Source organism: Coleofasciculaceae cyanobacterium (assembly GCA_036703275.1).
Taxonomy (GTDB): Bacteria; Cyanobacteriota; Cyanobacteriia; order Cyanobacteriales; family Xenococcaceae; genus Waterburya.
Window position 1 is genome coordinate 21,765 of sequence record DATNPK010000095.1, and the last position, 24,596, is coordinate 46,360.

A 24,596-nucleotide genomic window follows, 5' to 3' on the forward strand; every position below is an offset into this window, starting at 1 on the left:
TATTAAAATAATGTACTGTGTTGATAGAACATAATCTCGCCATTCAAGATCTTTAGTTTTATAGTAGGTCAATGTTAGTCAGGGATAATACTTTGACCGTTGGTCAAGCTTTTCATAATGAAAATGCACGTCAAGAGAAAAATTAGATTATTTAGATCGAGAAAACCAGATTAAAAGCGAGAATCACACGTTAATAAACATCTTTATTGTTTAGTTTATGAATCTCGATAGCTTGAAATTTTATACCTTAATCTCTCGCTTAACGTTTCCTAAAACCTATCCAGGCAAAATCATGTTGGTGGCTTTTATTGGTACTCATATACCTTTAATCGTGCTGATAATTTATGCTGCTGCTTCTTCGGCATCTTCTGCAAAAGAAATCGCTTTTGCGCTATCAATCACTTTATTTGCCACCTTGATTAGTACAGCAGCAACTTTATATGCTTTACATCATCTGCTTTCCCCAATAATACTTACCTCTAAAGTTTTACGTCAATATCTCCAGCTAAGAAAACGAACTGACTTACCGACGAATTTTCGGGATGAAGTAGGTACTTTGATGGCAGATACCAATCTAACTTTGCAGCAACTAGACGAAATAATTAAGCACTTAACCGACTACGATAGTTTAACAGGACTACCTAACCGCGAACTATTTCAAACTCATATTCAGCAAGCCATATTAGAGTCAGCCAATCAACAATTTGCTCTAATAGTTTTAGATATCGACAGTCTTAAAGATATTAATAGCGCCTTAGGACGTGTAGTCGGCGATTTATTACTCAAAAAAGTTGCTCAAAGAATAATTAGTTACACAGAATCAGGGGATATATTAGCGCGCTTTGGCGGTGACGAGTTTGCTATTTTACGCACTAATATTACCAATTTTTCTGATAGCCCAGTTATTTTATCAAACAAGCTACTTAAGAGTTTATCAGAACCATTCTCTTTATACGGGAGAAAAATTCATTGTGCTGCGAAGATTGGCATCACTATTTATCCTTTTGATGGCACTAACGTTGCTCAATTACTCCAAAATGCTGATACGGCAATTCATCAGGCAAAACAGCAGAATTTGAATACTTATCAATTCTATTCTCCAGCCATTAATGCTCAACTCAAGCGCATATTAGCAATCAAGGAAAACTTACGTTATGCTCTCGAACGTCAAGAATTATCGATTCACTATCAACCCCGCATTAAAGTTGCAACTGGTCGTTTAGTAGCAGTAGAAGCTTTATTACGCTGGCAAAATCCCGAATTAGGTTTTGTTTCTCCTGCCGAATTTATTCCCATCGCCGAAGAAACCAACTTAATTATACCTATTGGAGAATGGATACTACACAATGCCTGTCTACAAAACAAACGGTGGCAACAAGAGGGAATAGCAAGACTGCGAATGTCAGTAAATCTTTCTACCTGTCAATTTAAACAGGCAAATCTTATTGAAACCATCGATCGCACTTTGCAAGATACAGGCTTAGATGTTGCTTTTCTAGAGTTAGAAATCACTGAGAGTCTTTTAGTCAAAGATCTTGAAAAAGCGATCGCTCTGTTGACGGAATTAAAAACAAGAGGCATTTCTATTGCCCTAGATGATTTTGGCACAGGCTATTCATCTTTGAGTTATCTGCAAAAACTCCCGATTAATACTTTAAAAATAGATCGTTCGTTTGTAACTAATATCGCTTCTAACCCCGATGATGCAGCAATATCTAAAGCGATCGTGGCATTAGCTCAAAGTCTAGAATTAAATATTACCGCAGAAGGAGTAGAAACTAAAGAACAGTTTAATTATCTGCAAAGCCAGGGCTGTCATGAAGTTCAAGGATACTATTTTAGTAAACCTCTATCGGCTGAAATGATTAAAGATTTTTTTATTAATTATAGTTAGAAAAATGTTAATGAAATGGAGTTAGAGTTGTTCATCGACTTGCCATGTTTTGCCTTAAAAATTAAAGATCTTATTTACTTCCTCGAATATTAAAAATTTAGTTATTGGTAATAATATCTAATCCTGCAAAATCAAACAATTCTGGATCTGCCAAATGAGAGGGGGAAACGTTTTGCAAACTATGAAACAGACTATTGATTCTTCCTGGCGACTCTCTTTCCCAGGTTTGTAGCATTTGTTTAATCTGGACTCGCTGTAGGTTTTCCTGGCTACCACATAGATTACAGGGAATGATCGGAAAGTCTTTTACTTTAGCGTATTTCTCAATTTCCGCTTCAGCACAATAAGCCAGAGGTCGAATTACAATATTTTTTCCATCATCACTCAATAACTTAGGTGGCATGGCTTTGAGTTTTCCGCCATAGAACATATTCAGAAATAACGTCTCCACAATATCATCACGGTGATGTCCTAAAGCAATTTTATTAATTCTTGATTCGGCTGCAACCCGATAGAGAATACCCCGACGCAAACGAGAACATAAACCACACATAGTTTTTCCTTCAGGAACTATACTGGTTACGGTGCTGTAGGTATCCTGTTCCACGATGCGATAGGGAACGTTTAATGCCGTCAAATATTCAGGTAAAACATTCTGGGGGAAGCCTGGTTGTTTTTGATCTAAGTTTACGGCTAATAGCTCAAAGTTTACCGGTGCTTTACGCTGCAAACTCAGCAGCATATCCAGCATGGTAAATGAATCTTTACCTCCAGACAAACATACCATCACGCGATCGCCTTCTTCGATCATCTTATAATCAGCGATCGTTTTACCTACCTGTCCCCGTAACCGCGCCTGGAGTCTTTTGAAATTATTAGAAGTACGAGTCTTAGTCGCTTCCATATCTAAATTTAATATTTTTTAATATTGATTAATTTGGTATCAACGAAGAATTTGATTGATTATAGTATAGTTGCGATCGCACTCCAGAAATAGCCGCTCAAAACCTACTTTTATTTATCAGCAGATTAATTAATCCAAGTCTTTGAGATTGGGGAGAGTGCTTGCTCGCTCATTCGGAGCTGGAGCTTTATTTTGACTATTAGGTACAGTTTCAAAATCTCCTGTCAAGGCTTCATCTTTGTTGATGGGTATAGGTTCAAAAGATACTTTCCCCTCCAGCCAGGCTGTAAGAAGATTGGGAAGATTTCTTTTTACCCAAAAAATAGCAGCCATACGAGCGACGGGTTTAATATAACCCACCAACATCTTCATAATTTTGTTGAGAGGAGGATTGTGCAGTTTATGATTGGCATAGTTAATTGAGCCAACATCAATCAAACAATCGACAATTAACTTTAAGGTTACTTCTTCTCGTTCTACTAGTTGCTGTAACAGTAAGGTGACATCACGCATTCGCTCTTGCTTTTTTATTTCCTCAGCAGAGATAGGTTTAACTTTAAGTGATTCTTCTGAATAGGTCAGCATTTAAAATATTTAAAATTTAGATTTAAAGATATTCCTGTTTTTATCTTATGGCTCTTTTTTCTGAAGCACTATAACCAATGAGACATAAATTATAAGTAAACTTATAATTTACCAGAAATTTAATTACTGCATTAAAAAACTCATCGGTATCTTGATATATTTATTAGTCTCTTCAATAAACTGACTTAGATTCTGACGTGCCTTAGCCAGTATCTTGCCGTTAACGTATACCTGCTGAGTAGGATAGTTTTCTAATAACTCAATTAGAGAAATTACATTGTCATTACTTGCAGAAGTTATTAAAGCACCTCTTAAAGCTTGAACATTAGCTCTTTCAGATTTTGAGCCAAGCACGTTGCCAGTTTGCGACAAGACATATTCTCCTGGTGCGGTATTAAGTAAATCGTAAACCAGCCTGGTATTAGCAGGAAACTCTTGCATCAAAATCCAGCGCATCATCAAAGGATTTTGATTACTAAAATTTAAGAGAAAGTCTAAAGATGAAGATACTTCTCCAGTCTCAGCGAAATTTTGTAGCTCTTCGAGGGAAACCGATTGTGTTGCTCCACCATAGGTAAAGATAATCTCTTCTGAAGCAACGGCTTGATTAGGACTGAGGAAAATAGCCATACTTGCGATCAACATAGCAATTCCATTTTCTCGAAACCACTTACCTATTTGGATTTCTCGCATTGTATTATTCCCCTCAATATAAAGTTTTATTTATATATTAGAATACGAACCTTCTACTCCAATTATGCGCTGGTTAATCGTTGAGCGACTAATATTTATTGATTAATTATTCAACTTAAAGTATACTAGTACTAGTTGAATCAAAGAGTTATTCATGAACAAGCACTATATTCTTGACCTAGATCCTCAGGCCAAATCAGACTGGGATCGTTGTGTCTTAAGAAATCCTCTTACGGGAGAAAGACCCGATCTAAGTACAGTAGTCGCCGAAGCGGTAAACCACCAAGCAGGTTCATATTTGAGCAAAGTCAGCTTACAGGTAGAAGTTTTAGAACAAAGCAATTCACGCCCGAATAAGACAGTTGAATTATCAACAGGAAAAAAATCGCTGATTCCTGAGAAAAGACTAGCTAGTTAGTCATCGCCAACTTTAATCACAGCTTTGCTGGTGGGAACCAAAGAAAATTCACTATATTGACTGTCTAGGTTGAATTTTACAGTTATAGATGGGCGAGCAAGTGGATTTATAGACTGCTGTCACAGCTACAGGCTCAATAAATCCATGCTTGGGTTGAAAATTTCAACATTGTTATAAATGCGCCCAAAATAGTCTCAGTCGCATTATAAAATTGACAATTCCCCAACCGCTTCTAAGCGTTTAAAGCTGGTTAATTGAATAAAACTATCTGATAACACCTCGGCAATAGCAGGACTAATCCAACCCATCTGCTTTAATAAATGTATAGCGGTAGCGTACTTAGCTCGTTTTGCTCCATCTTTAACCTTTATCGCCAGTCCCATTCCCTGACCAACGCGACCGATACACTGAACGCCTTCTGCCCCAGATTTACTAACTAGCTCTCCTTCGCTTAGGCGCATCAATTCGGTATCAAACGCACCATCTCCAGCAATCATCCTGGGATGATAGGTCATAGCACGGGTAATACGTTCTAAATCGAGGTTAGTCCCTGCTGCCAACTTAGCATACAGATGTGCCATTTGCTGTAGCTGCATTGAATAAGTAGGCATCCCGCAGTCATCTTGTGCGCCAATTAGTTCATCTCCAGGCATTTCTAATAGTTCTGATATTTTGCTGAGAATTAGCTGCTGAACAGGATGAGCTGGCTTTAAATAGTTATGTAGTGGCCAATCAAGGTTTTGACAAACAGCTAAAACTCCCGCGTGTTTACCAGAGCAATTATACTCTAGCCGATTAGTTTTTCCCTCAGGAATAGGACATTGCAGAGCAAGAGGATCGACATCGGCACGCCACAAAATATTAAATGCTTGTCTAGCCTGTTCTATTGTTCCCTGATGAGAACTACAGATGATCGCTAAATCACGATCGCTCAAACCATATCGCTGTAGTGTACCCGTCGTAGTTACCGCCAGTGCCTGAAAAGGCTTTAAAGCCGAGCGAATAAAAACTGAGGTTTGACAATTTCCCGCCATTAATAAGGCACGTCCTTTTCTGTCACAAACTGTCGCCTCTACCTGATGAGAGGATTCTAATATGCCTTCTCTTAAAAGATGTACTTCTAGCGACGGTGTATGTGTTCTTTTTCCTCTAGTCATGCAAGATCAAATTTAATAAAAAGTAGTAATAGAAAACCTAAGCAAAAACCAACCAGATTAAGCTGCTGAACCCAATTATTCCAGCGATCGCTCCATAGGTTTTGTGTAGTCTGCCTAAAATTGGCTCAACTTCGTAACTTACGACCAAACGATCGCGATCCAACATTGCTGTTGGTTTAAGCCAAGTTTGCCCATCATACCAGCCAGACTCTTCGTAAAATATGCGATCACTTTGAAGACGATCTTTAACGTATTGCCAGCCTAAATAAATTCTTGACAAAAATAGTCCAGTCAGCAAAGAAACCCCAATTAGACACGACAGGAACAATTCCAGAGGTTCTTTGGCAGGTGTGAAGATAGACATTGATAGTGGAACGACAAAAACCAGACTCCAAAAACTTACCCAAATTATTTTCTTGGTATACTGATTTATAGCTAATATTCCCCAGTCAAACAACCAAGATTCTTTTAGTTGTTCGTATTCATAGATCGGCTGTTGTTCTCTGGGAACGGGACAAAAATTGACGGTAGATTTATTCATATCAAGAACGATCTTAACTAGATTGAGAAAATTCAAGGCGCTCGGCGTGTCCCCAAAAAGCTTCTAGATTATAGTATTCTCTCTCTTCAGGAAGAAAAATATGCACGATTACATCGGCATAATCTTGAACGATCCAATTCCCTTCTCTTTTGCCTGAAACTCTCATGGGGTGTAGATTGAACTTCTCTTCTACCCGTTCTTCAATTGACTCAGCGATCGCATTCAGCTGAGTTCGTGAGAATCCCGTAACTATCACGAAGTAATCAGCCAAGTAGGAAACATCACTAACTTTCAGTAAGACAATATCCTGGGCTTTTTTCTCTTCAGCAGCCGTGGCTATTTGCCAAGCTAATTCTTCACTACTAATTGTCGATTTAGTTTGAGAGGTTTGATTTTGAGTGGCAGTTGCTGGTTCTGATGATTTTCTCATTCAAATATAAGTAAAAATTTGTTTTGTATAGTTGAGTGGCAATCGATTTGGTTAGCTACTAGAATCAATGGGCAACTCTACCGAATTCGCTCTGGCTTTTGCTGAAGCCCAATTTCTGGTTAAGACGGTACGGGGATGAATAATTTTTTGTTTGCTTAATAAATATTTTAATGAATAATCACTCGTCTGCTGTACACATTTGTAAAGATTGTTTGTTGCTACTATCCGCATAGCTGCCAATTCTGCATTTTCTCCCCGATTTGGTTCTAATACGTCGGCAACAAACACCACGCAGCTTAATTTGCTCATTCGTGGCGCGCCCAAAGTATGATTGCCAATAGCAGCCAATATTTGCGGATCCTTAACTTTAAATTTTCGTTGGGCAACAACTGCTCCAACCTCGGCATGAAGTAGGTGCGGATTCTCTAAGCACACTTCGTCTATAGGAATTTTAGCTTCGGTGGCTATTTTCAGTAATTTTTGCGGTGGAAAAAACTTTGCCAAATCGTGCATTAAGCCTGCTTGAGCTGCCTGCGCTTCGTTTAACTGATGGTAACGAGCTAAGGTAATGCAGGTTTCTTCTACTCCTAAGATATGCTGCAAACGATGATTAGAAACATTTTTTTTCAGCCAAGATATAATGCGATCGCGCATGGAAAATTAAATATTAACTTTAACAGCTTTCATTATTTTTGATTAACCTATTTATTTTAATGTAATCATCAAACTTTTCACAAGTTTTTCTTAATTACTCAGCATAAAGTTACAGACAATTATCCTATCTTAAGAGTCATCAAAATACTTCGTTTAGTATAAATAAAGTAATTGATTTATTATTAAATCAATATTTTACTGGCTTTGAATTCTTTTGATCAATCAACTAAGTTAATCAATACAACTAAATTGAAAAATACTTAAACTTCACGGATAATTACTGCAAATTAATTATCCATAATTAAAGTTAGGTAAATTAATTTAACCAGCGGTCACAGATTACTTTGACATAAAATGATGGAGCAATCTGTGATCTACCCTTGTTAAAGATTTAATAAATTCAATTAAAATATCAATCACCAAGTTAGAGAATAAAACTAGATAATTTAAGACAAACAAGCTAAACATGATTAGTTTACGTAAATTCTTGACCGCATTCTTTCTAGCTAGCTGCTTGTTATTGTCCTCCTGTACACAGCAAGCTCCTTCCCAATTTGATGGAGCGCAACAGGAAAGCACTAGTAAAGGTGCAACCGCAGTTGTAAATGATTCTCAATCAGGAGGTACTTTTAATCGTTATTTCCCTGATAGTGGGGAAGGATACGAGCGGATTTATTCTCAAGAAAAGCAGGGTTTTGCTCAGGCAAAATTGAAGCGAGATGGCAAGGAGATTGCTATTTTAGCGATTTCTGATGTGCTAAATAATCCTAGTACAGTTGAGAAGTTTCAAAGCAGCACTAAGCAAATAAATGGCTACCCCGCCGTAAGTCAGGGTAGTACAGGTACAGCAGTTTTAATTAACGATCGCTATCAGGTCAAAATCCGTTCTAAAGATACGTCTTTCAGCCAAAGCGATCGCGAAAAGTGGCTCGGTAAATTCGATCTTAGAGGATTATCTAAGTTGAACTAAATCAAGCTAAATTCTCGTCGAAAATCGATCCATATAAATTAAAGGAGCAAGCAGTGAGCGAATCCATATTTGAATTGGTAGATAATTTACCAAAAAACAATATCACCACCATGATGCTGAAATCTTTCGACTCTATTATTCCTGGTGAATGGGAAAACACAGTTGGCTTTGTCGATACAATTCGCCAGGTAACAGGTGAAACCGATGAAGATCTAATTCAGCAAATTGGCGATCGTGCAGTATGGTTATATAACGATAAGTCTCAGGGATATCGTCGTGCTATGTGGCTTTATCAAACCGTAGACCGTGCAGATATAGCATTAGGTTCAGCAGCATTAGCCAACAAGGTCGGTAATAAAATTCCTTTAGTGGGAGGATTACTGAGCAAAGTTACGCCAAATCCCAATAAAGCTCAGGCACTCGATTTAGCGATTAAATTGGTTGTAGAACTAGTAGCTTTTTGCCAAATCAACGGTATTCCAGGCGACAGTATCGGTGAATTTGTTGGCGCATTGAGCGACTACAGTGGCGAATCTTTAATGCGGATGACGGCTTTAGTCTGCGTTGATGGTTTAATTCCCCTGGGTCCAGATTTTCTACTCAAGGCACAGTCAACTTTAAGCGGGATTAATCCTCAAGATTTGGAATCGAACTCAACTTTCAAAGGTGTATCGGAATCAATACCTGGCGGTAACTCTAGAGGTAAGCTAAATTTTATTGGTGAAAGTTTTGACTCCGTAAAAGGCTGGATGGCTAATTTTGTTAGCAGCAAAAATTTGTCTCCCGAAAAAGTCATGAATAACCTACAAAGCTTTTTAGAATTTTCCGATAATAAGCTAGACTACGTTGCGGCTTTTATCGATCTATCAACCAATTATTACGAGCATACTGGAACTCAAACCTTAGCTAGGAGGTTAATAGAAAGAGCCTTTGACGAAATTTGAGCCGCAGAATATATCTAATAATTCTTGCGCATCACTAAGCAGTTGCGATGATTGGGTAGGTTGAGGTATTGTAATTCGTCAGTTAACTTCTTAATAAATTGTAATCCTCTGCCACCTTCTTTTTCCATTAAACTAGCTTCTCGCTCACTTTTGCGTAACTTTGCCTGAATGTCAAATGGTTGTCCTCTGTCCCAAATCCGCATCTCGATAAAGTTTGGTAGTAGCTTCACTTCTAGATCGATCGGTGTAGTTTTGGGTAAGTTGTGATGAGCATGACGAACCGCATTAGTGAAAGCTTCAACTAGTGCTACCTCGCATTGCCATCTCATTTTTTGAGGAACTAAAGGAAATACTAAACCTTCAAACCACTGTAATACCTCTTTCAAAGCTTCCAATTCGGTTTTAACCTGTAGGTGATATTGTCTTGTTTCTGGGTTCGATTTCATTGAACGATAATGACTAGGAGTCTGCCAAGTATAAAGAATGCTGGCTAGTAAGATTCTTTATTTCAATGTGAAATTTAAACTTAATTCGACTTAATGAAATTTGGGCTCGAGCAAAACTCTAGCTGTTAGTTATGCTTACTTAATACCAATAAATTATGTATAACTATTATAAATAATTTTATATATTTTTACAGCTCGTTACAATAAGAACTGTTAAATAATCGCAGTAAATACCATGTTTGTAAATGATGTTTAAACAATAACACTTAATTTAAGCGAATTAATGCTAAAACTGCGATTTTAATACTCTCAATTTTAATTTATCTGTGCTAAGGAGTTGCTTCATATTCAGCTAAAATTGCCTTGGTTTAGAAATAAAACAATAATTAAATTTTTAGATGTTTGGTTTTATCAATTTAAATAAACCTGTCGGATTTACTTCCCACGATTGCATTGCCAAGTTACGAAAACTGCTAAATATTAAGAAGGTTGGACATGGAGGGACTCTTGACCCCACAGCAACGGGGGTATTGCCTGTGGCAGTAGGTAAAGCTACTAGATTGCTACAATTTTTGCCCGAACCCAAAGCTTACCGCGCCCGAATCCGTTTAGGGGTCATTACTACTACTGATGATTTGGAAGGAGAGATTATTAAAAGTGTTACGCAAATTAATTGCTCAAAAAGCCAAATTCTTGATAGCCTTAATAGTTTTGTTGGCACAATTGAGCAAGTACCACCAATTTATAGTGCCATCAAGCAAAATGGCAAAAAACTCTATGAATTAGCTAGAAAAGGCGAAGAAATAACGGTAGAACCAAGATCTGTAACTATTAGCAAAATTGAACTGCTTAATATATATCAAACAGACTTCTACGAATTAGAAATAGATATTTACTGTAGTCCAGGAACATATATTAGAGCGATCGCCCGCGATCTTGGAGTAAAGTTAGGAGTAGGCGGTACTCTGGCTAATCTCATTCGGACTGAAAGTTGTGGAATGCAGCTAAAGGACAGTGTTACTTTTGAACAGATAGAAACCCAGTTACAACTACAAACCTTCAACTTGATCGAGCCTAGTGTAATACTGAATTATCTTGATTCTGTTATTCTTGTACATGATGATTGTCAGCGATGGTGTCAGGGTCAATTGATAGACTTAAGCCAAGCTCAAATCAATAGTTCAGTATCAGCCTTAAACCAAAATAATTATGTAGCTACTTATGCTGCAACGGGAACTTTTTTAGGTATTAGTCTTTTGATTGAGCGCAATGTCACACTTAAAATTAAACCTAAGATAGTTTGCACTCAATGAGACTAGAGAAGAACGTAATTCTTGAAAATAGCTACCAATGATTAATGTATTGCGATGTAGATGAAAATAGGTTTTTTCAGCAGCGACTGATCGCAATTAGTATTAAATTATTAAATTAACCAATAATCATCTCAATCAATTTGTCTGAAAAAGGGCAGGTTGCGCCTACCCTGGATTGGTAATTTTATTAATTAACTGTTATTGGCTTCGTCTTATTTGTCAGGTTGAGGAGTCATCCGTAAGTATGGCTTGATTTCTTCAACGCCTTTGGGGAATTTCTGTTTAGCGTCTTCAGTAGAAATAGCTGGAGAAACTACTACATGTTCACCGTCTTGCCAATTTGCGGGAGTTGCAACCTGATAGTTATCAGTTAACTGTAAAGAATCAATTACTCTAAGTATTTCGGGGAAATTACGACCTGTACTTGGAGGATAAGTTAAAGTCAAGCGTAATTTTTTGTTGGGGTCGATAATGAATACAGAACGTACAGTAACCTTTGCATTGGCATTGGGATGAATCATATCATAAAGGTCAGAAACTTTTTTATCTGCATCCGCCAAGATGGGATAATCAACTTTTGTCCCTTGAGTCTCGTCAATATCGCCAATCCAACCGTTGTGAGAATCTGCGTCATCAACGCTTAAAGCAATTGTTTTGACGTTACGTTTATCAAATTCTGATCGGAGTTTGGCAACCTCGCCTAATTCAGTAGTGCAGACAGGAGTATAGTCAGCAGGGTGAGAGAAGAGTACTACCCAGCTATCTCCAGCCCAATCATAAAAGGAAATTTCCCCCATGCTGGAAGCCTGGGTAAAATCAGGCACTGTGTCGCCTAATCTAAGTTGAGCCATTGTTTAAACCTCAATATTCATTCTACAAAAGCAGTTTTATATTTTCCCATGAAATGCCAGGTATATATCCTGCTCTTAATCCTTCTTGATAAGAATTTTAATTATTTATACAATACAATTGAACGTTTTCGAGATAAAACTTTGACATGAAAGTGCCTTGACTTCATATTACATTGTGGTTTGGCGAATTAGATACATCTTGAGTCATAAAGGATAGTAGTGGAGATCGCTTTCTCCAGCAGTTGTAAAATGCTTTTTTGCGAGACTTGGGAAAGAACGATGATAATGTAAGGGCTGACTGGGTTAAAGTGCTCGTGCCTCTGAAAAGATAATAATTATGGCAAGCAAAGAAGATTATTCGTTAATTGAGGCGATGCTTCGACGGCGATCGCGACGCTTTGGCAAAGGAATGAAGCTGGGTGGTGCTTTAGATTATCAAAGTCAATATCAACCGCAGTCACTGAGTTTATCACAAGAAGCACTTTTAGGCTTTGCTGCTTCGGGGGTGACGGGTTATGCTCTGGCTGAGTTACCCTACACGACCGCAGCTAAAAGTTTGATGGGCAGCGGTGGCAATATTATGGTTAACTTTATCGGTCGTACCGTTGCCAGTGCGGATGCAATTCATGGAGTTGTTGTTTTCGTGACCAACGATGAAGGCACGTGGATGCTCAAACGTCCCCAAGACTATCCTCGTACCGACATCCCTAGTTTGATCGATATGTCCCAAAAACAGCAGTTTGTCGAACTGTACGAGCGCAGCCGCGTAAAAATTGCCGATCGCCGAATCGATCTTCCTCGGCGACTTCCCTATTTGATGCCATTTAATACCTGGGCTGCCAACGTACCTGGTACTACCTATTTCTTGGCAGTTAACGAATTGTCTGGCTTATATATTAATATCATGCTGGCAATGTTTGGTGAAGATGTAGGCTTTTTCATGGTAGACGAGCGTAACGGTTATCGACCTGCGGGGGTGGAAAAGTTTGGCAAATCCAAAGGAGGACATCTCGAAGATGACCTGACTAAGGAATCTTTTATGTATATAAGTGCAGCAGAAACTTTGCTAGCAGAATTTATTGCTTGGGAACAGGGTTCTATTCACCAAAATTTAGGCTTGATGACCTCAATGCTAGGTTTAGGTGGCTATCCTCACTTCGCTGCCCACCCCTACATCTGGTTTGAGTCACTAGGCTTTCGCATGAACAAAATTCCCTTTACCAAGCTGAATGGGATGAAACTCTTAACCAGAACAATCGCTCAATGGATGGGCAAGGATACCCTTGTTCCCAATGCTGTAGGACTAGAAAAAGATGGTGAGGTGCTGCTCAAGAATTATGCCCCGCCATATTATCGGAATATGGAAGAAGCAGTACTCGCTTTTATCGACCATAAATACAATGCTAAACAGGGGACGTTTCGCGATGGAGGAGAAGTAACTGGTTGGCAAGACGGTCGCGCAATACAAGCAGCGATTCCCCAATATTCGCAGCAGGCGATCGCAGCCACAATCGCCTGCTGCGAGTATATTTACAATCGTTACCGTTTCCCTGCCACTACTGGCGCATTTCGCACTTTATTAGCCTATCAAGCTCATCAACTCGATCCTGACTTTTATCAACGTTATTACCGCCCCGAAGCAGTTAATCTTTCTTAAATCGTGACTAATAAGGTGCGCCAGATTGCACTTTTCAAATGCTTTATAAAACTTATACACTACAAGGTATTTTTTAAAGCAATGGGTTGGCGTAAGCACCCCCTTTTTTGCTTATCCCGAACTCAGGTTTACTAAGTAAAGTAAACTTCTCCTAATTTTTTTAAGAAATGTAAATGCCCTATTGCCATAAGATAAAATGAACGACTCGACTAGCTGAATAATAAGGAAGACTTCATGGAAGACAAGCATATGTTAATGATTCCTGGGCCCACTCCAGTCCCAGAGAAGGTATTGATTTCTTTGGGCAAACAACCCATCGGACACCGTAGCGGTGATTTTAGCAAGGTTATTGCCGAGATTAATCAAAATTTAAAGTGGCTACACCAAACTAAAAACGAAGTATTATCTCTTAACGTATCCGGCACAGGAGCAATGGAAGCGGGAATGATTAACTTCCTTAGTCCTGGCGATCGCGTTTTAGTCGGTGTCAACGGTAAATTTGGCGATCGCTGGGCGCAGATCTGCGAAGTTTTTGGTCTGCAAACCGAACGTATTACTTCAGATTGGGGAACACCTTTAGATACTGAAGAGATTCGCACTAAGTTGGAAGCCGATAGCAACAAAGAAATTAAAGCAGTTGTAATTACTCATTCAGAAACTTCTGCGGGGGTACTCAACGATTTAGAAACTATTAATAAGCACGTCAAAGCCCATGGCGAAGCTTTAATTATTGTCGATGCCGTAACTAGCCTGGGTGCATACAATCTACCTATTGATGACTGGGGATTAGATGTGGTGGCATCTGGTTCACAAAAAGGTTATATGATTCCTCCAGGCTTAGGCTTTATTTCCGTCAGTGACAAAGCCTGGCAGGCTTATGAAACCAGTAAGTTTCCTCGTTTTTATATGGACTTGGGTAAATACAAAAAAGCCAACGCCAAAGATAGCACTCCCTTTACTCCTCCGATTAACTTGATGTTTGGGCTACAAACTGCTTTGCAAATGATGCAACGAGAAGGTTTAGAAAATATCTTTGCTCGTCATGCACGTTTGACTATGGCTGCCCGTGCTGCTGCTAAAGCCATGGGGTTAGGATTGCTGGCGCCAGATAATGCGGCTAGTACTGCAGTAACGGCCATTACAAGTGATAATGCTGAAGCAATTAGATCGACGATGCGCCAGAAGTATGATATTGCTCTGGCGGGAGGACAAGATCATCTCAAAGGTAAGATTTTCCGCATCGGTCATCTAGGCTTTGTTAGCGATCGCGATCTCCTTATGACTATTGCTTGCCTAGAAGCTACTTTAATTGAACTGGGTCATGATTTTGAACCTAAGTCGGGAGTTAAAGCTGCCGCTGCATTGGTCTAAATATTCTGGAAATTAGCTGCCGATATCCCCCAATTTTGGGGGACTTTTTTTGCTTAAGTTATAGATAACGAGCCAAATTTAGTTACACATTAGATTGTTAATTGCAGGCTGTCAATTTGACTGATTTACTGATATTTTAAACTTCCATCTGCTTCATATTCAAGTTCATGATATTTACCTCCCATTTTCAAATCCCATAAACAACGTTGATAATTTTTCGCTCCCATATCGAATGGATTAGTTCGATTAAGTCTTGCCCACTCAGCAACTTTTTGTTGAGTGCTTAAACCTGTAACATCCATGGCAAACTTGGCAATTTCAAAAATCATTATTTAATCTCCTTGCATTTTGTAAAACTGTTTGATGAAATTATCAGCTATTAATTTTTAAAGATCGATGATTTTCATCACATTATTAATAGTTTGATTCCAGACAGATAATTGAGTTGGTTATGCAATATAGAGGCTTGTTTGTCGGTTTAACTACTTTAGATTTTATTTATTTGAGCGATCGCCCGCTATTAGAAAATCAGAAATTAGTTGCTCAAGATTATTTAACCGTAGCAGGTGGGCCGGCAGCTAATGCTGCCGTTGCCTTTAGTTATTTCGAGAATCACGCTCAGTTATTGACTGTTTTGGGACAGCATCCTTTAACAGAGTTAATTGCCAGCGATTTAGAAGAACGTTCAGTCGAGATAATAGATCTAATTCCTGAGAAAACAGACACTCCTCCTATTTCATCGATTATTATTACGGCAGGTACGGGAAAGCGTTCGGTTATTTCCATTAATGCTGTCAAGTCTCAGGCTAGTAATTTAATTTCTCAAGATTTGCTGACTGAAATAGATATTGTTCTAATTGATGGACATCAGATCGAGGTAAGTTTGGCGATCGCCAAATTAGCTAAAAGCCAACAAATTCCTGTCGTAATCGACGGTGGTAGCTGGAAACCAGGATTAGAAAAAGTGCTGCCTTTTGTTAATTACGCTGTCTGTTCGGCTAATTTTCAGCCTCCTCAGTGCCAAAATACCCATGATATCTTTGATTTTCTCCAAAATCAGGGCATTTCTCATATTGCTATTACTAATGGAAAAAAACCCATTCAGTGTTTTGAAGCCAGAAAAAGCTTTACTGTCACAGTACCTTCGATTCAGGCAGTAGATACTCTAGGTGCAGGGGATATATTCCATGGTGCTTTCTGCAACTATATTCTGGAGGAGGATTTTTCTACGGCTTTGAATTTGTCGGCGGAAATAGCCAGTCAGTCTTGTCAGTCTTTTGGTACTAGAAACTGGCTCGATCGATAAATAAAAGATCCCGTTTAAATAGCGATCGCTAGACTAGAATGCTGGGCTGATTTAGGGGGCTGAAAATAATTTTTTAATACCCAATAAATTAATCTAGACGCGTTACTAATGCTAGTTGGGCTTTTTAGTGAATAGCTTGATTTAAAATTACCTGTAGGTGCTTGATAATTTTGTCTTCTTTGCCTTTGGCCCAGTGAGCAAAACGCTTGGCTAATACAGGCGCAAATACAAGTGTGCTAGTAAAGCCTGAAAATAAATAAAGTCCTTTAATGTTTGCCAGATTACCGATTAAAGCAATTCCTCGATCGTTAAATGCGACCAAACAACTATGATATTGACCGGGAAGATCTTCTAATAAAGGCAATACTTTGCCTATTCGATCGCGAATTTGAGCTTCAGCAACGGTCGGGTTAAACTTAGCTTTGGGATTATAGGCGATCGCGCTAATTTGCCCTATACATAAACTACCATCAATAAACTGTACTGCTCCAGGATCTAAAATTAATTTGGCAGGTGCATCGTGAGAATTCCATAAAGCTTCGGTTTCTGAGTTTTGGGCTGCTTCGAGCATAAACCTTTGCTGTACTGCTGGCATTACCAGCGTAGACAATTCTAAATCTACAGGAGGAGTCATGATTAATTGAGCGTGAGTAAAATAGTTGTTGACCTCAATACCTGCCTGCTGCAACAGCGATCGCGATAGTCCCCCCGCGCAAACAATGGTATTCTCTGCATAGTAAGAATTATTGTTAGTTTTTACGCCAATTACAGTTTCTCCCTGACGCAACAAGGCTGCCTGTTCATAAATAATTTTGCCTCCGTTGCGCTGAAAAGCCTGAAGATAAGCATCAGTTGTCTTTTGAGCCTGAATATGAGCATGAGGTAATTTCAGTACCCCTGAAATGGCATTAGGATTGAGCAACGGCTCTAAAATACAGGCATCTTGAACGCTAAGTAACTCTGGAGTAATCGCAAAGCGAGCGTATTTTTGGGCGATAATTTTTGGGTCATCTTGACGATCTATAGTCAAAACTAGGTCTAGTTCTCTAAACTCCGTATCTGCTGCAAGTTCTTCGCTCAGATGGCGATGTAGCTCCATGCCTTCTTGACCTAAAGTACGAGTTAGTTCATCTGTTCCCGACCAATAAGCCAAGCCTCCATAGCTATAAACAGTAGCGTTATCTGGATGCGGATCTTTTTCTAATAAAAGAATTTTAAAGTCTTGTTGACTCAGTTCATAAGCAAGACTAGCACCAGTTATCCCCGCACCAATTACTATCCAGTCATATGTGGTCATCTATTTTATTTTCTTGAACTTACTTTTCGCTGTTTAACTGTGCTTTAGCCTGTTGCCAAAGAGATTCCAACTGCTCGATATCGTAATCTGTCAGAGGATGAGAGGCGAATTTTTCCATCATTTCCAGGCGTTGAATGAAACGTCGGTTGGTTCCCTGTAAGCCATCAAACGGACTGAGATTATACCAACGAGCAATATTGATAATAGTAAATAGCAAATCTCCCAATTCTTCTTGTTGGTGCGATTTGTCTTCAGTAGCTAATGCTTCTTTAAATTCTTCTAACTCTTCTTCAAACTTTGACCAAACTCCTTCTATATTTGACCATTCAAAACTTGCTGCTGCTGCCTTAGTCGATATTTTCATTCCTGCCATTAGGGGTGGTAAGCTGCGGGCATAGCGTTTTAATTTATGGCTGAGTAACTTTGCTTGTTCGGGAGTTTCGCCTTTTTCCGCTGCCTTAATTTGTTCCCAATTCTGATTGACTTCCGCTGCACTGTGAACTTCTACATCAGCAAATACATGAGGATGGCGACGAATCAGTTTTTCAGTAATTCCCCTGGCAACATCTTCAAGAGTAAAATCTTGGTGTTCACTAGCGATCTGAGTCTGCAAAACTACCTGTAATAACAAATCACCTAGCTCTTCGGCGATCGCTTCTCGATCTCCCTTTTGCAGCGCGTCTACTACTTCATAGGCTTCTTCAATTACGTAGGGGATTAAAGTCTGTGGTGTTTGCGCCAAATCCCAAGGACATCCCCCATCAGGAGATCTTAGCTGAGCAACTACTTCAATCAAACGCTGTAGGGCATCTAAAATAGACTGATGGGTCGTTGAATGAGAATTCATGCTCGTTTATTTAACTGTTTTTATAACTTTATAACAACTGAGACTTGATTTTACTTGCAGTTAAGCAAATTGGGGCGTGAATAAACCACATCATACTGGGCAATTTAAAAAACGGTCGGATAGAATTTTCGGTGAACAACTAAATATAGCCATCTTCCCTAGGGCGAGTTTACAAATCGCCCTTTATTTTGGCTCGATTTCTATGCGGTTCGAGCCTGCTTAATCATGGCAATCAGGGTATGGTGAGCATCCTCGGCATCTTTAAGAGTATGGTCGAACTCTACTCTGACGGAAACCACCTCTGCGGCAATTTGAGTCGAAATATTCATTCCTTGCGGATCGATTGAGTTCATCGTTGCGGCTTCTGCTTGAGGCACATTACCATAGACTCGGGCATAAAGAGCGATCGCCTCAGCGTGATCTTGGTTCATGTGTTGACAAATGCGATCGCTAATAGCAGGAGTAATCGGTTCAGACATAATTAGTTTGTTTAGTTTGTGCTGTGAGTTGAAAAGCTAGTTTTTAAATATTATTATCTATAATTCAGTAAAAATTATTATGCCAGTAAATCAACCTTAGCTTGAGTAAATATTAAAGCGATCTCCTTAATTTCAACAATTATAAAAGTTCAGTATTTCTAACCTGGCGAATTGTTTGGGGTAAAACACCTACTAGCAAAGCAAAAGCCTCATCAGGAAGATCGCTTACCGTTTCGAGATCGAACCAATGTTCAAATTGATTTAAAATAACCTGTGCTCTTTCTGTAGGTTCGGGGTTGTCGATAATTTGCTTAGTTAGTCGAACCCATTGTCGTCTCATTTTATAAGCTTGCTTTCTTTCTTGAGAATTTTGAGGAGAAACCAAGGATACGTTACCTACAGCAAGCAGATTAATTAGACCTAGATCGAATTGTCCACCAACAATTGCGCCTGGTCCAGCAAATTCGGCATGGTACTTTTTATAGATAATTAGCCCATTTTTGCGACGCGGATTGACTATCAATAATTCTTCGGCTTTTAACCTTGATAAAAGTCGCTCGATCTTCAACTTACTGTCTATATTTTGCTCGTTCACTCTTTAAGTACTATCGTCCAAGCTCAAAACCTCAGCAGATTACCATAAACTTAGCACCATAATTTTAAAACGAACCATAAATTTTTAATCTATTTGAATCTGTTTTTTTAATAGTAGACGAGGTGAACAATCAAACCACAAGTTTCCCCAATTTGCCTCTATGTGTGAAATTTGGTAGCCGTTATGACAATATAGCTGCTTGGCTGATTCATTACTGTCTAAAACATGAAGCCGAGTTTCTTGATAGCCCCAATCAAGGGCAATCTCTTCACATTTGGTTAAAAGTTGACTACCAATACCGCGACGGCGGAAATCTTGATTAACTGCTAGGTTAGAAATGTAGGGATACTGAACATTAGTAGACCACAAAGAAGGAGAACGCAGCGCTATTTCTACAGTACCGACAATAGATAAATCTGAATTATACTCAGGTCTAACTTGCCAATCTTGCTGATTTGACTGGGGTAATTTAGCTACAAAACAACGATAAACGGGAGAATGAGAACGTAGGCGGTAGCGCAAATCTTCATTGATCGTAAATTGTAGAAATGGATAAATCCAGCTGGCAAAGTTAGGAAAGTTATAAAAACTCTGGGCTAAGATTGCGCTAATTGCTTTAGTATTTTCTATTGCAGCGGGTTGAATAGTTAATTTTAAATTGTTATCGATGTTATTATCAACGGATTTTAAAACCATTAACTAAAAAGTAAACTCGAATTTTCTAATAATTGTAGTTGTAGATGAAGACGGATGGGTTTTTTCTTAACTGTTTGGGAATAATAAAATTATGCCTTTGGCTGTTAGACGATTGCACCAGTTAATAGAGGAGAAGTTTTAACTGCTTCTAATTAACTTGATAGCTTCTAGCTGGTTGGTGTCGCTCCATTGTCTTTGATCGCAAACCCAAATTAAATCAATGCTTCAATATGAATACAGCCAGCTATTAAGTGATTTGTCTTGGCAAAAGACAGGTCAAGCCATCGTTGATGGAGTTGGTCAGTTGCTTAACATCGATATTGCTATATTACATCTTAATAAATTGCAGTCTCAAGCCGAACAGTACTTCTTCTATCAAAAATTTAGCGCAGAAGTCTCTCAGATAGAGCTAGATTTACTCAAATTAACAGTCACACCTGGTTCTGAATTTGGTTTAAACAACTTAATCATTAATCATCAGTATGAGGCTCACAAATCTCAGCTTCAGGTTAAGAGCTATCAGGCTTGTATGCAGGCTAAAATACGCTCTACCGTATCTATCTCTTTATTTTCGCAGAATAATCTATTTGCTTCTTTGACTATACATCGCCTCCAAGAGTTTGATTGTTGGCAAGAACAGGAGGTAGAAGCAGTCAAAATGATGGCAAATCAGGCGAGTCTACTTATTTCTCAAATGCTAGCCAGCGAGAAGCTACAGGAATTAGCTCATCGAGAAACGACGATCAATCGCATTACCGCGACGATTCGCTCTAGCTTAGAGCCGCCAGTGATGTTTGCCACCATAGCCCAAGAGTTAGGAGAAGCGTTAAAAGTGGACGGCTGTACTCTGTCTCTATGGGCACAAAGCGATCGCTTTGTCAAGTGCGTCGGCTTGTACAATCCCCATGAACCTCAAAAAATTATTCAAGATTCATCCGACTGGCAACAAGCTACTACCTCCAGTGTTCCCATTACCGAAAATCCCATTCTTCAGGCTCTTTTGTTTAAAAAAAGAACGATTAATTTATCAGATTTAGAACAGCAAAAAGAACTGGCTCGCTATGAGCTTCCCTGGCACTCTAAAGCCAGAGCGTTAATGATCGTACCGCTAATTGTCGAAGAGAAAATTATTGGTAGTATTACCCTCAGACAGTCGGATGCGTCTCGTAACTGGAGTCAGTCAGAAATTGATTTGGCTGAAGCCGTTGCTTCCCACGCTGCGATCGCTATCGATCAAGTTTTAACTCATCAACAAGTAAAAGAATTAGCTCAAAGAGAAACGACGATCAATCGCATCACCGCTACCATTCGCTCTAGTCTAGAGCCACCAGTAATGTTTGCCACTATAGCTCGGGAATTAGGGGAAGCGTTAAAAGTAGACGGCTGTACTCTGTCTCTGTGGACACAAAGCGCTCGCTTTGTCAAGTGCGTCGGTTTATACAATCCTCAGGAACCTCAAAAAATTATTCAAGATTCTCCCGACTGGCAACAGGCTACTACTTCCAGCGTTCCTATTAACAAAAATCCGATACTTCAGGCTCTTTTATTTACTAAAAAAACCGTCAAATCTTCAGACCTAGAACAGCAGCAAAATTTGGCTCGCTATGAGCTTCCCTGGCACTCTAAAGCCAGAGCGTTAATGATCGTACCATTGCTGGTAGAAAATGAGATTATTGGTAGTATTACCCTCAGACAGTCGGATGCGTCTCGTAACTGGAGTCAGTCAGAAATTGATTTGGCTGAAGCCGTTGCTTCCCACGCTGCGATCGCCGTACAGCAGGCAAAACTATATCAAACTACCAAAAAACAAGCACAGCAGCTTCAAATTAAAGAACAAAAAGTTAGAAAGCTAAATTATTATCTTACGGAGTCGGTATTAAAACGATTTCTACCTGAGGCAATTGTTAATAAGGCTGCTACGGGAAAACTTTCTTTAGATCTAACCCCTGAACCACGACGAATTACGGTCTTATTCTGCGATTTAGTCGGCTTCACCAATTTATCTAGTCAGCTGGGAGTACTGCCTTTAGCCGAAATACTTAACGAGTATTTAGAAGCAATGAGTAAAGCCGTGTTTGATCGCGGTGGTACGGTAGACAAATTTATTGGCGATGGCGTAATGGCAATGTTTGGCGCACCTGAAGATTTGACTTGTCCCGAACAAGCAACCAGAGCGATCGCGACTGCCAAAACTATGTATTTCTATCTGGAAAAGTTAAATCAACGTTGGCAAGCCAAAGCTTTGAAAAACAGCGGTAAAATTCCCCTACTGAAAATGCGCTGTGGAATTCATCAGGGTAAGGCGGTAGTGGGCATGTTTGGTGGCGGACAAAGAAAAGACTATACCGCCGTAGGTAAAGTAGTTAATATTGCAGCTCGTTTACAGAGCGTTGCTTCTCCTAACACTATCCTGATCTCAGAAGCTGTAGTTAATTCTTTAGGAAACAAAGTTAATTGGCAATCAGGACGAAATTTTAAGCTTAAAGGTATTGATCGCGATTTTCGGGCATTTACGATTAAAATCAAAAATGATTAGCACCTAATAGTGGATAAGTTAACGCGAACGAGTAATACGCCAACTGAGCAAAACTACAGGAATTATGCCGACTAGAACAATTGCTAAAGCAGGTGCAGCAGCTTCAGCCAGTCTTTCATCCGAAGCATATTGGTAGACTCGAATACCTAAGGTGTCGAAGTTAAATGGCCGAATGACCAAGGTTGCTGGAAGCTCTTTCATTACATCCACGAAAACCAACATTGCCGCAGTTAGCAATCCTCCAGACATCAGAGGAGTATGAACTTTCCATAGGGTACTGGTTGAGCCATATCCTAGGCTGCGAGAAGCATCATCTAAACTAGGAGCAATTTTATTTAAGCTAGATTCTACCGAACCAAAGGCTACGGCCAAAAAACGTACTAGATAAGCAAAAATTAGCGATGCGATCGTTCCTGAAAGCAATAGTCCCGTGGAAATATTAAAGGTAGAACGCATCCAGCGATCGATGATATTGTCTAGTCCAGCTACGGGAATCAATACTCCAACGGCAATTACTGAGCCAGGAATGGCGTAACCCATAGCAGCAATTCTTACCGCCGTTTTCATTAGCCAGTTGGGTTTCAACCTCTCTCCATAAGCCATAAGTAACGAAATGAACATAGCAGCGAGCGCCGTTATACTAGCTAAAATAAAGCTGTGCTGCGCCAATTGCCAAAAATCGTCGTTAAAAGCAGTATCTAAGTTGTTTATGGTTAACTGCAATAAATAAAGCCCAGGAATGATAAATCCGAAGCTCACGGGAAACAGACAGGCAAGCAATGCCCAGAAACTGCGCCAAGGATTTAGCTCAAAGGGAGTTAATCTTTTGATTGAGCTAGAGCGATCGTAATACTGAGCTGCGTTACGCGATCGCCGCTCCAACACGATTAAAATTAATACAAATATCATCAGAAAAGCTGCTAACTGAGCTGCTGCTGCTCTCTCCCCCATCCCCAGCCAGGTACGGTAAATTCCTGTAGTAAAGGTATTTACCCCAAAATACTCTACTGTTCCCAAATCATTCAGGGTTTCCATCAATGCCAAAGCCAAACCCGCTATAATTGCTGGTCTTGCCAAGGGTAAAGCTACGGTAAAAAAACTTCGCCAGGGGTTGCAGCCTAAAGAGCGACTTGCCTCAATGGTACATACCGACTGTTCGAGAAATGCTACCCGTGCTAATAAATAAACATACGGATACAACACAAGTAGTAACATAAGCGCCGCTCCCCACAGAGAACGAACTTCGGGAAACCAATATTCTTGAACGCTGGTCCAGCCAAACAAGTTTCTTAATCCTGTCTGTACTGGTCCAAAGTAATCCAGCATTTCAGTATAGGCGTAAGCAAGAAGATAAGCAGGAGCGGCTAAAGGCAGAAGTAAGAACCATTGTAACCATCTACTGCCCCAAAAACGACACATCGTTACTAACCAAGCTGTTCCCACTCCGATTAGACAGACTCCTGTACCAACTAGGAGCATCAGCCAGCAAGAGTTAATAATGTAATCTTGTAAGACCGTAGCAGCTAAATGTTGCCAAATAGCACCAGATTTAGTAAAAACGCTGCTGAAAACGAATAGTATGGGAGCGGCAATTATTAAAGCGATCGCCAATACTAATAACGTCCAACTATTTAAAGCAAAACGCTGCATTATTTTGCTGGCTGGAAAGGGAATCAAATCAAATTTTACGTTCACTAATTGATGATCAAATTTTACCTGTCTAGTCAAGCTTAAGCCAATTAAGCACTAGAATTACGAGAACAGTAAACGGTTCACATTAAGCTAGAGCAAGTAGTTTAATTATCTTGTCTGTGCTTGTGTTGATCGCGATTAATTCAGCAACGCTAGGTAAATTTATCCTGGCAACAGTTGCGATATTGAACAACGAATATCAAACTGTAACGTAACTATGTTTTAACTTATACAAGACTTTTCAATTTCAGGGCAATTAGCTTTAATGCAGATATGAGTCTTTTAATAACAGCTATATGTAGCTAGTCAAAGATTTTGTT

At 39.4% G+C, this 24,596-nt stretch carries 25 protein-coding genes; 9 read left to right on the forward strand and 16 right to left on the reverse strand.

Annotated features, from left to right (window positions below):
• The first annotated feature begins 217 nt into the window (after window positions 1-217).
• A complete protein-coding gene (locus V6C71_19020) occupies window positions 218-1,894 on the forward strand; it encodes an EAL domain-containing protein (protein HEY9770554.1) in 1,677 nt (558 codons plus the stop codon).
• Between the two features lie 97 nt (window positions 1,895-1,991).
• Here the strand turns inward: V6C71_19020 and ttcA are convergent, their stop codons facing one another.
• The 3 genes from ttcA to V6C71_19035 form a co-directional block, all read right to left on the reverse strand.
• Window positions 1,992-2,798, reverse strand: coding sequence for a tRNA 2-thiocytidine(32) synthetase TtcA (ttcA, locus tag V6C71_19025; GenBank protein HEY9770555.1), 807 nt, complete (start codon window positions 2,796-2,798; stop codon window positions 1,992-1,994).
• Between the two features lie 129 nt (window positions 2,799-2,927).
• Window positions 2,928-3,383, reverse strand: coding sequence for a hypothetical protein (locus tag V6C71_19030; protein HEY9770556.1), 456 nt, complete (start codon window positions 3,381-3,383; stop codon window positions 2,928-2,930).
• A gap of 123 nt (window positions 3,384-3,506) precedes the next feature.
• Window positions 3,507-4,076: an alpha/beta hydrolase gene (locus V6C71_19035; protein HEY9770557.1), complete on the reverse strand. Its 570-nt coding sequence runs from the start codon at window positions 4,074-4,076 to the stop codon at window positions 3,507-3,509.
• A gap of 154 nt (window positions 4,077-4,230) precedes the next feature.
• On the opposite strand from V6C71_19035, the gene V6C71_19040 reads away from it, so the two are divergent.
• Entirely contained in the window at window positions 4,231-4,494 is a 264-nt protein-coding gene (locus V6C71_19040) for a hypothetical protein (GenBank protein HEY9770558.1), read from the forward strand.
• Window positions 4,495-4,697: 203 nt separating this feature from the next.
• Here the strand turns inward: V6C71_19040 and V6C71_19045 are convergent, their stop codons facing one another.
• Genes V6C71_19045 through yqeK form a run of 4 tightly spaced genes read right to left on the reverse strand, consistent with a single transcriptional unit; the run spans window position 4,698 to window position 7,276 of the window.
• Window positions 4,698-5,651: an asparaginase gene (locus V6C71_19045; GenBank protein HEY9770559.1), complete on the reverse strand. Its 954-nt coding sequence runs from the start codon at window positions 5,649-5,651 to the stop codon at window positions 4,698-4,700.
• A 37-nt stretch (window positions 5,652-5,688) separates the two neighbouring features.
• Window positions 5,689-6,192, reverse strand: a complete 504-nt coding sequence (locus V6C71_19050; protein HEY9770560.1) for a CGLD27 family protein — start codon at window positions 6,190-6,192, stop codon at window positions 5,689-5,691.
• Between the two features lie 13 nt (window positions 6,193-6,205).
• On the reverse strand, window positions 6,206-6,622 hold the full coding sequence (gene rsfS / locus V6C71_19055) for a ribosome silencing factor (protein HEY9770561.1): 417 nt from the start codon (window positions 6,620-6,622) through the stop codon (window positions 6,206-6,208).
• A gap of 51 nt (window positions 6,623-6,673) precedes the next feature.
• Window positions 6,674-7,276, reverse strand: a complete 603-nt coding sequence (gene yqeK / locus V6C71_19060) for a bis(5'-nucleosyl)-tetraphosphatase (symmetrical) YqeK (protein ID HEY9770562.1) — start codon at window positions 7,274-7,276, stop codon at window positions 6,674-6,676.
• A gap of 466 nt (window positions 7,277-7,742) precedes the next feature.
• Here yqeK and V6C71_19065 point away from each other — a divergent pair, with 466 nt between their 5' ends.
• Window positions 7,743-8,246 carry a hypothetical protein gene (locus V6C71_19065; protein ID HEY9770563.1) on the forward strand — a complete coding sequence of 168 codons (504 nt, stop codon included), beginning with the start codon at window positions 7,743-7,745 and terminating at the stop codon, window positions 8,244-8,246.
• Between the two features lie 53 nt (window positions 8,247-8,299).
• Entirely contained in the window at window positions 8,300-9,190 is an 891-nt protein-coding gene (locus V6C71_19070) for a hypothetical protein (protein ID HEY9770564.1), read from the forward strand.
• Between the two features lie 14 nt (window positions 9,191-9,204).
• On the opposite strand, the gene V6C71_19075 is transcribed toward V6C71_19070, so the two are convergent.
• Window positions 9,205-9,636: an ATP-binding protein gene (locus V6C71_19075; GenBank protein HEY9770565.1), complete on the reverse strand. Its 432-nt coding sequence runs from the start codon at window positions 9,634-9,636 to the stop codon at window positions 9,205-9,207.
• 398 nt (window positions 9,637-10,034) lie between these two features.
• On the opposite strand from V6C71_19075, the gene truB reads away from it, so the two are divergent.
• On the forward strand, window positions 10,035-10,949 hold the full coding sequence (truB, locus tag V6C71_19080) for a tRNA pseudouridine(55) synthase TruB (protein ID HEY9770566.1): 915 nt from the start codon (window positions 10,035-10,037) through the stop codon (window positions 10,947-10,949).
• A 212-nt stretch (window positions 10,950-11,161) separates the two neighbouring features.
• Here the strand turns inward: truB and V6C71_19085 are convergent, their stop codons facing one another.
• Window positions 11,162-11,800 (reverse strand): peroxiredoxin, encoded by a 639-nt coding sequence (locus tag V6C71_19085; GenBank protein HEY9770567.1) that lies wholly within the window; start codon window positions 11,798-11,800, stop codon window positions 11,162-11,164.
• A 337-nt stretch (window positions 11,801-12,137) separates the two neighbouring features.
• On the opposite strand from V6C71_19085, the gene V6C71_19090 reads away from it, so the two are divergent.
• Both V6C71_19090 and V6C71_19095 read left to right on the forward strand, forming a co-directional pair.
• Complete coding sequence (locus tag V6C71_19090; GenBank protein ID HEY9770568.1) at window positions 12,138-13,457, forward strand: hypothetical protein; 1,320 nt, start codon at window positions 12,138-12,140, stop codon at window positions 13,455-13,457.
• Between the two features lie 234 nt (window positions 13,458-13,691).
• A complete protein-coding gene (locus V6C71_19095) occupies window positions 13,692-14,828 on the forward strand; it encodes an alanine--glyoxylate aminotransferase family protein (protein ID HEY9770569.1) in 1,137 nt (378 codons plus the stop codon).
• A gap of 125 nt (window positions 14,829-14,953) precedes the next feature.
• On the opposite strand, the gene V6C71_19100 is transcribed toward V6C71_19095, so the two are convergent.
• The gene (locus V6C71_19100) at window positions 14,954-15,157 is read right to left on the reverse strand and encodes a hypothetical protein (protein ID HEY9770570.1); all 204 of its coding nucleotides are present in this window, start codon (window positions 15,155-15,157) and stop codon (window positions 14,954-14,956) included.
• Between the two features lie 122 nt (window positions 15,158-15,279).
• Here V6C71_19100 and V6C71_19105 point away from each other — a divergent pair, with 122 nt between their 5' ends.
• Complete coding sequence (locus V6C71_19105) at window positions 15,280-16,134, forward strand: PfkB family carbohydrate kinase (GenBank protein ID HEY9770571.1); 855 nt, start codon at window positions 15,280-15,282, stop codon at window positions 16,132-16,134.
• Window positions 16,135-16,258: 124 nt separating this feature from the next.
• On the opposite strand, the gene V6C71_19110 is transcribed toward V6C71_19105, so the two are convergent.
• The 5 genes from V6C71_19110 to V6C71_19130 all read right to left on the reverse strand — a co-directional run bounded on the left by V6C71_19110 (window position 16,259) and on the right by V6C71_19130 (window position 20,048).
• Window positions 16,259-17,431 (reverse strand): FAD-binding oxidoreductase, encoded by a 1,173-nt coding sequence (locus tag V6C71_19110; GenBank protein HEY9770572.1) that lies wholly within the window; start codon window positions 17,429-17,431, stop codon window positions 16,259-16,261.
• A 19-nt stretch (window positions 17,432-17,450) separates the two neighbouring features.
• On the reverse strand, window positions 17,451-18,278 hold the full coding sequence (gene mazG, locus V6C71_19115) for a nucleoside triphosphate pyrophosphohydrolase (protein HEY9770573.1): 828 nt from the start codon (window positions 18,276-18,278) through the stop codon (window positions 17,451-17,453).
• A 200-nt stretch (window positions 18,279-18,478) separates the two neighbouring features.
• Window positions 18,479-18,757, reverse strand: coding sequence for a DUF2470 domain-containing protein (locus V6C71_19120; GenBank protein HEY9770574.1), 279 nt, complete (start codon window positions 18,755-18,757; stop codon window positions 18,479-18,481).
• Between the two features lie 139 nt (window positions 18,758-18,896).
• Window positions 18,897-19,352 carry a hypothetical protein gene (locus tag V6C71_19125; protein ID HEY9770575.1) on the reverse strand — a complete coding sequence of 152 codons (456 nt, stop codon included), beginning with the start codon at window positions 19,350-19,352 and terminating at the stop codon, window positions 18,897-18,899.
• 84 nt (window positions 19,353-19,436) lie between these two features.
• Window positions 19,437-20,048 carry a GNAT family N-acetyltransferase gene (locus tag V6C71_19130; protein HEY9770576.1) on the reverse strand — a complete coding sequence of 204 codons (612 nt, stop codon included), beginning with the start codon at window positions 20,046-20,048 and terminating at the stop codon, window positions 19,437-19,439.
• A 220-nt stretch (window positions 20,049-20,268) separates the two neighbouring features.
• Here V6C71_19130 and V6C71_19135 point away from each other — a divergent pair, with 220 nt between their 5' ends.
• On the forward strand, window positions 20,269-22,584 hold the full coding sequence (locus V6C71_19135) for a GAF domain-containing protein (GenBank protein ID HEY9770577.1): 2,316 nt from the start codon (window positions 20,269-20,271) through the stop codon (window positions 22,582-22,584).
• An 18-nt stretch (window positions 22,585-22,602) separates the two neighbouring features.
• Here the strand turns inward: V6C71_19135 and V6C71_19140 are convergent, their stop codons facing one another.
• Window positions 22,603-24,279 carry an iron ABC transporter permease gene (locus tag V6C71_19140; protein ID HEY9770578.1) on the reverse strand — a complete coding sequence of 559 codons (1,677 nt, stop codon included), beginning with the start codon at window positions 24,277-24,279 and terminating at the stop codon, window positions 22,603-22,605.
• Between the last annotated feature and the right edge of the window lie 317 nt (window positions 24,280-24,596).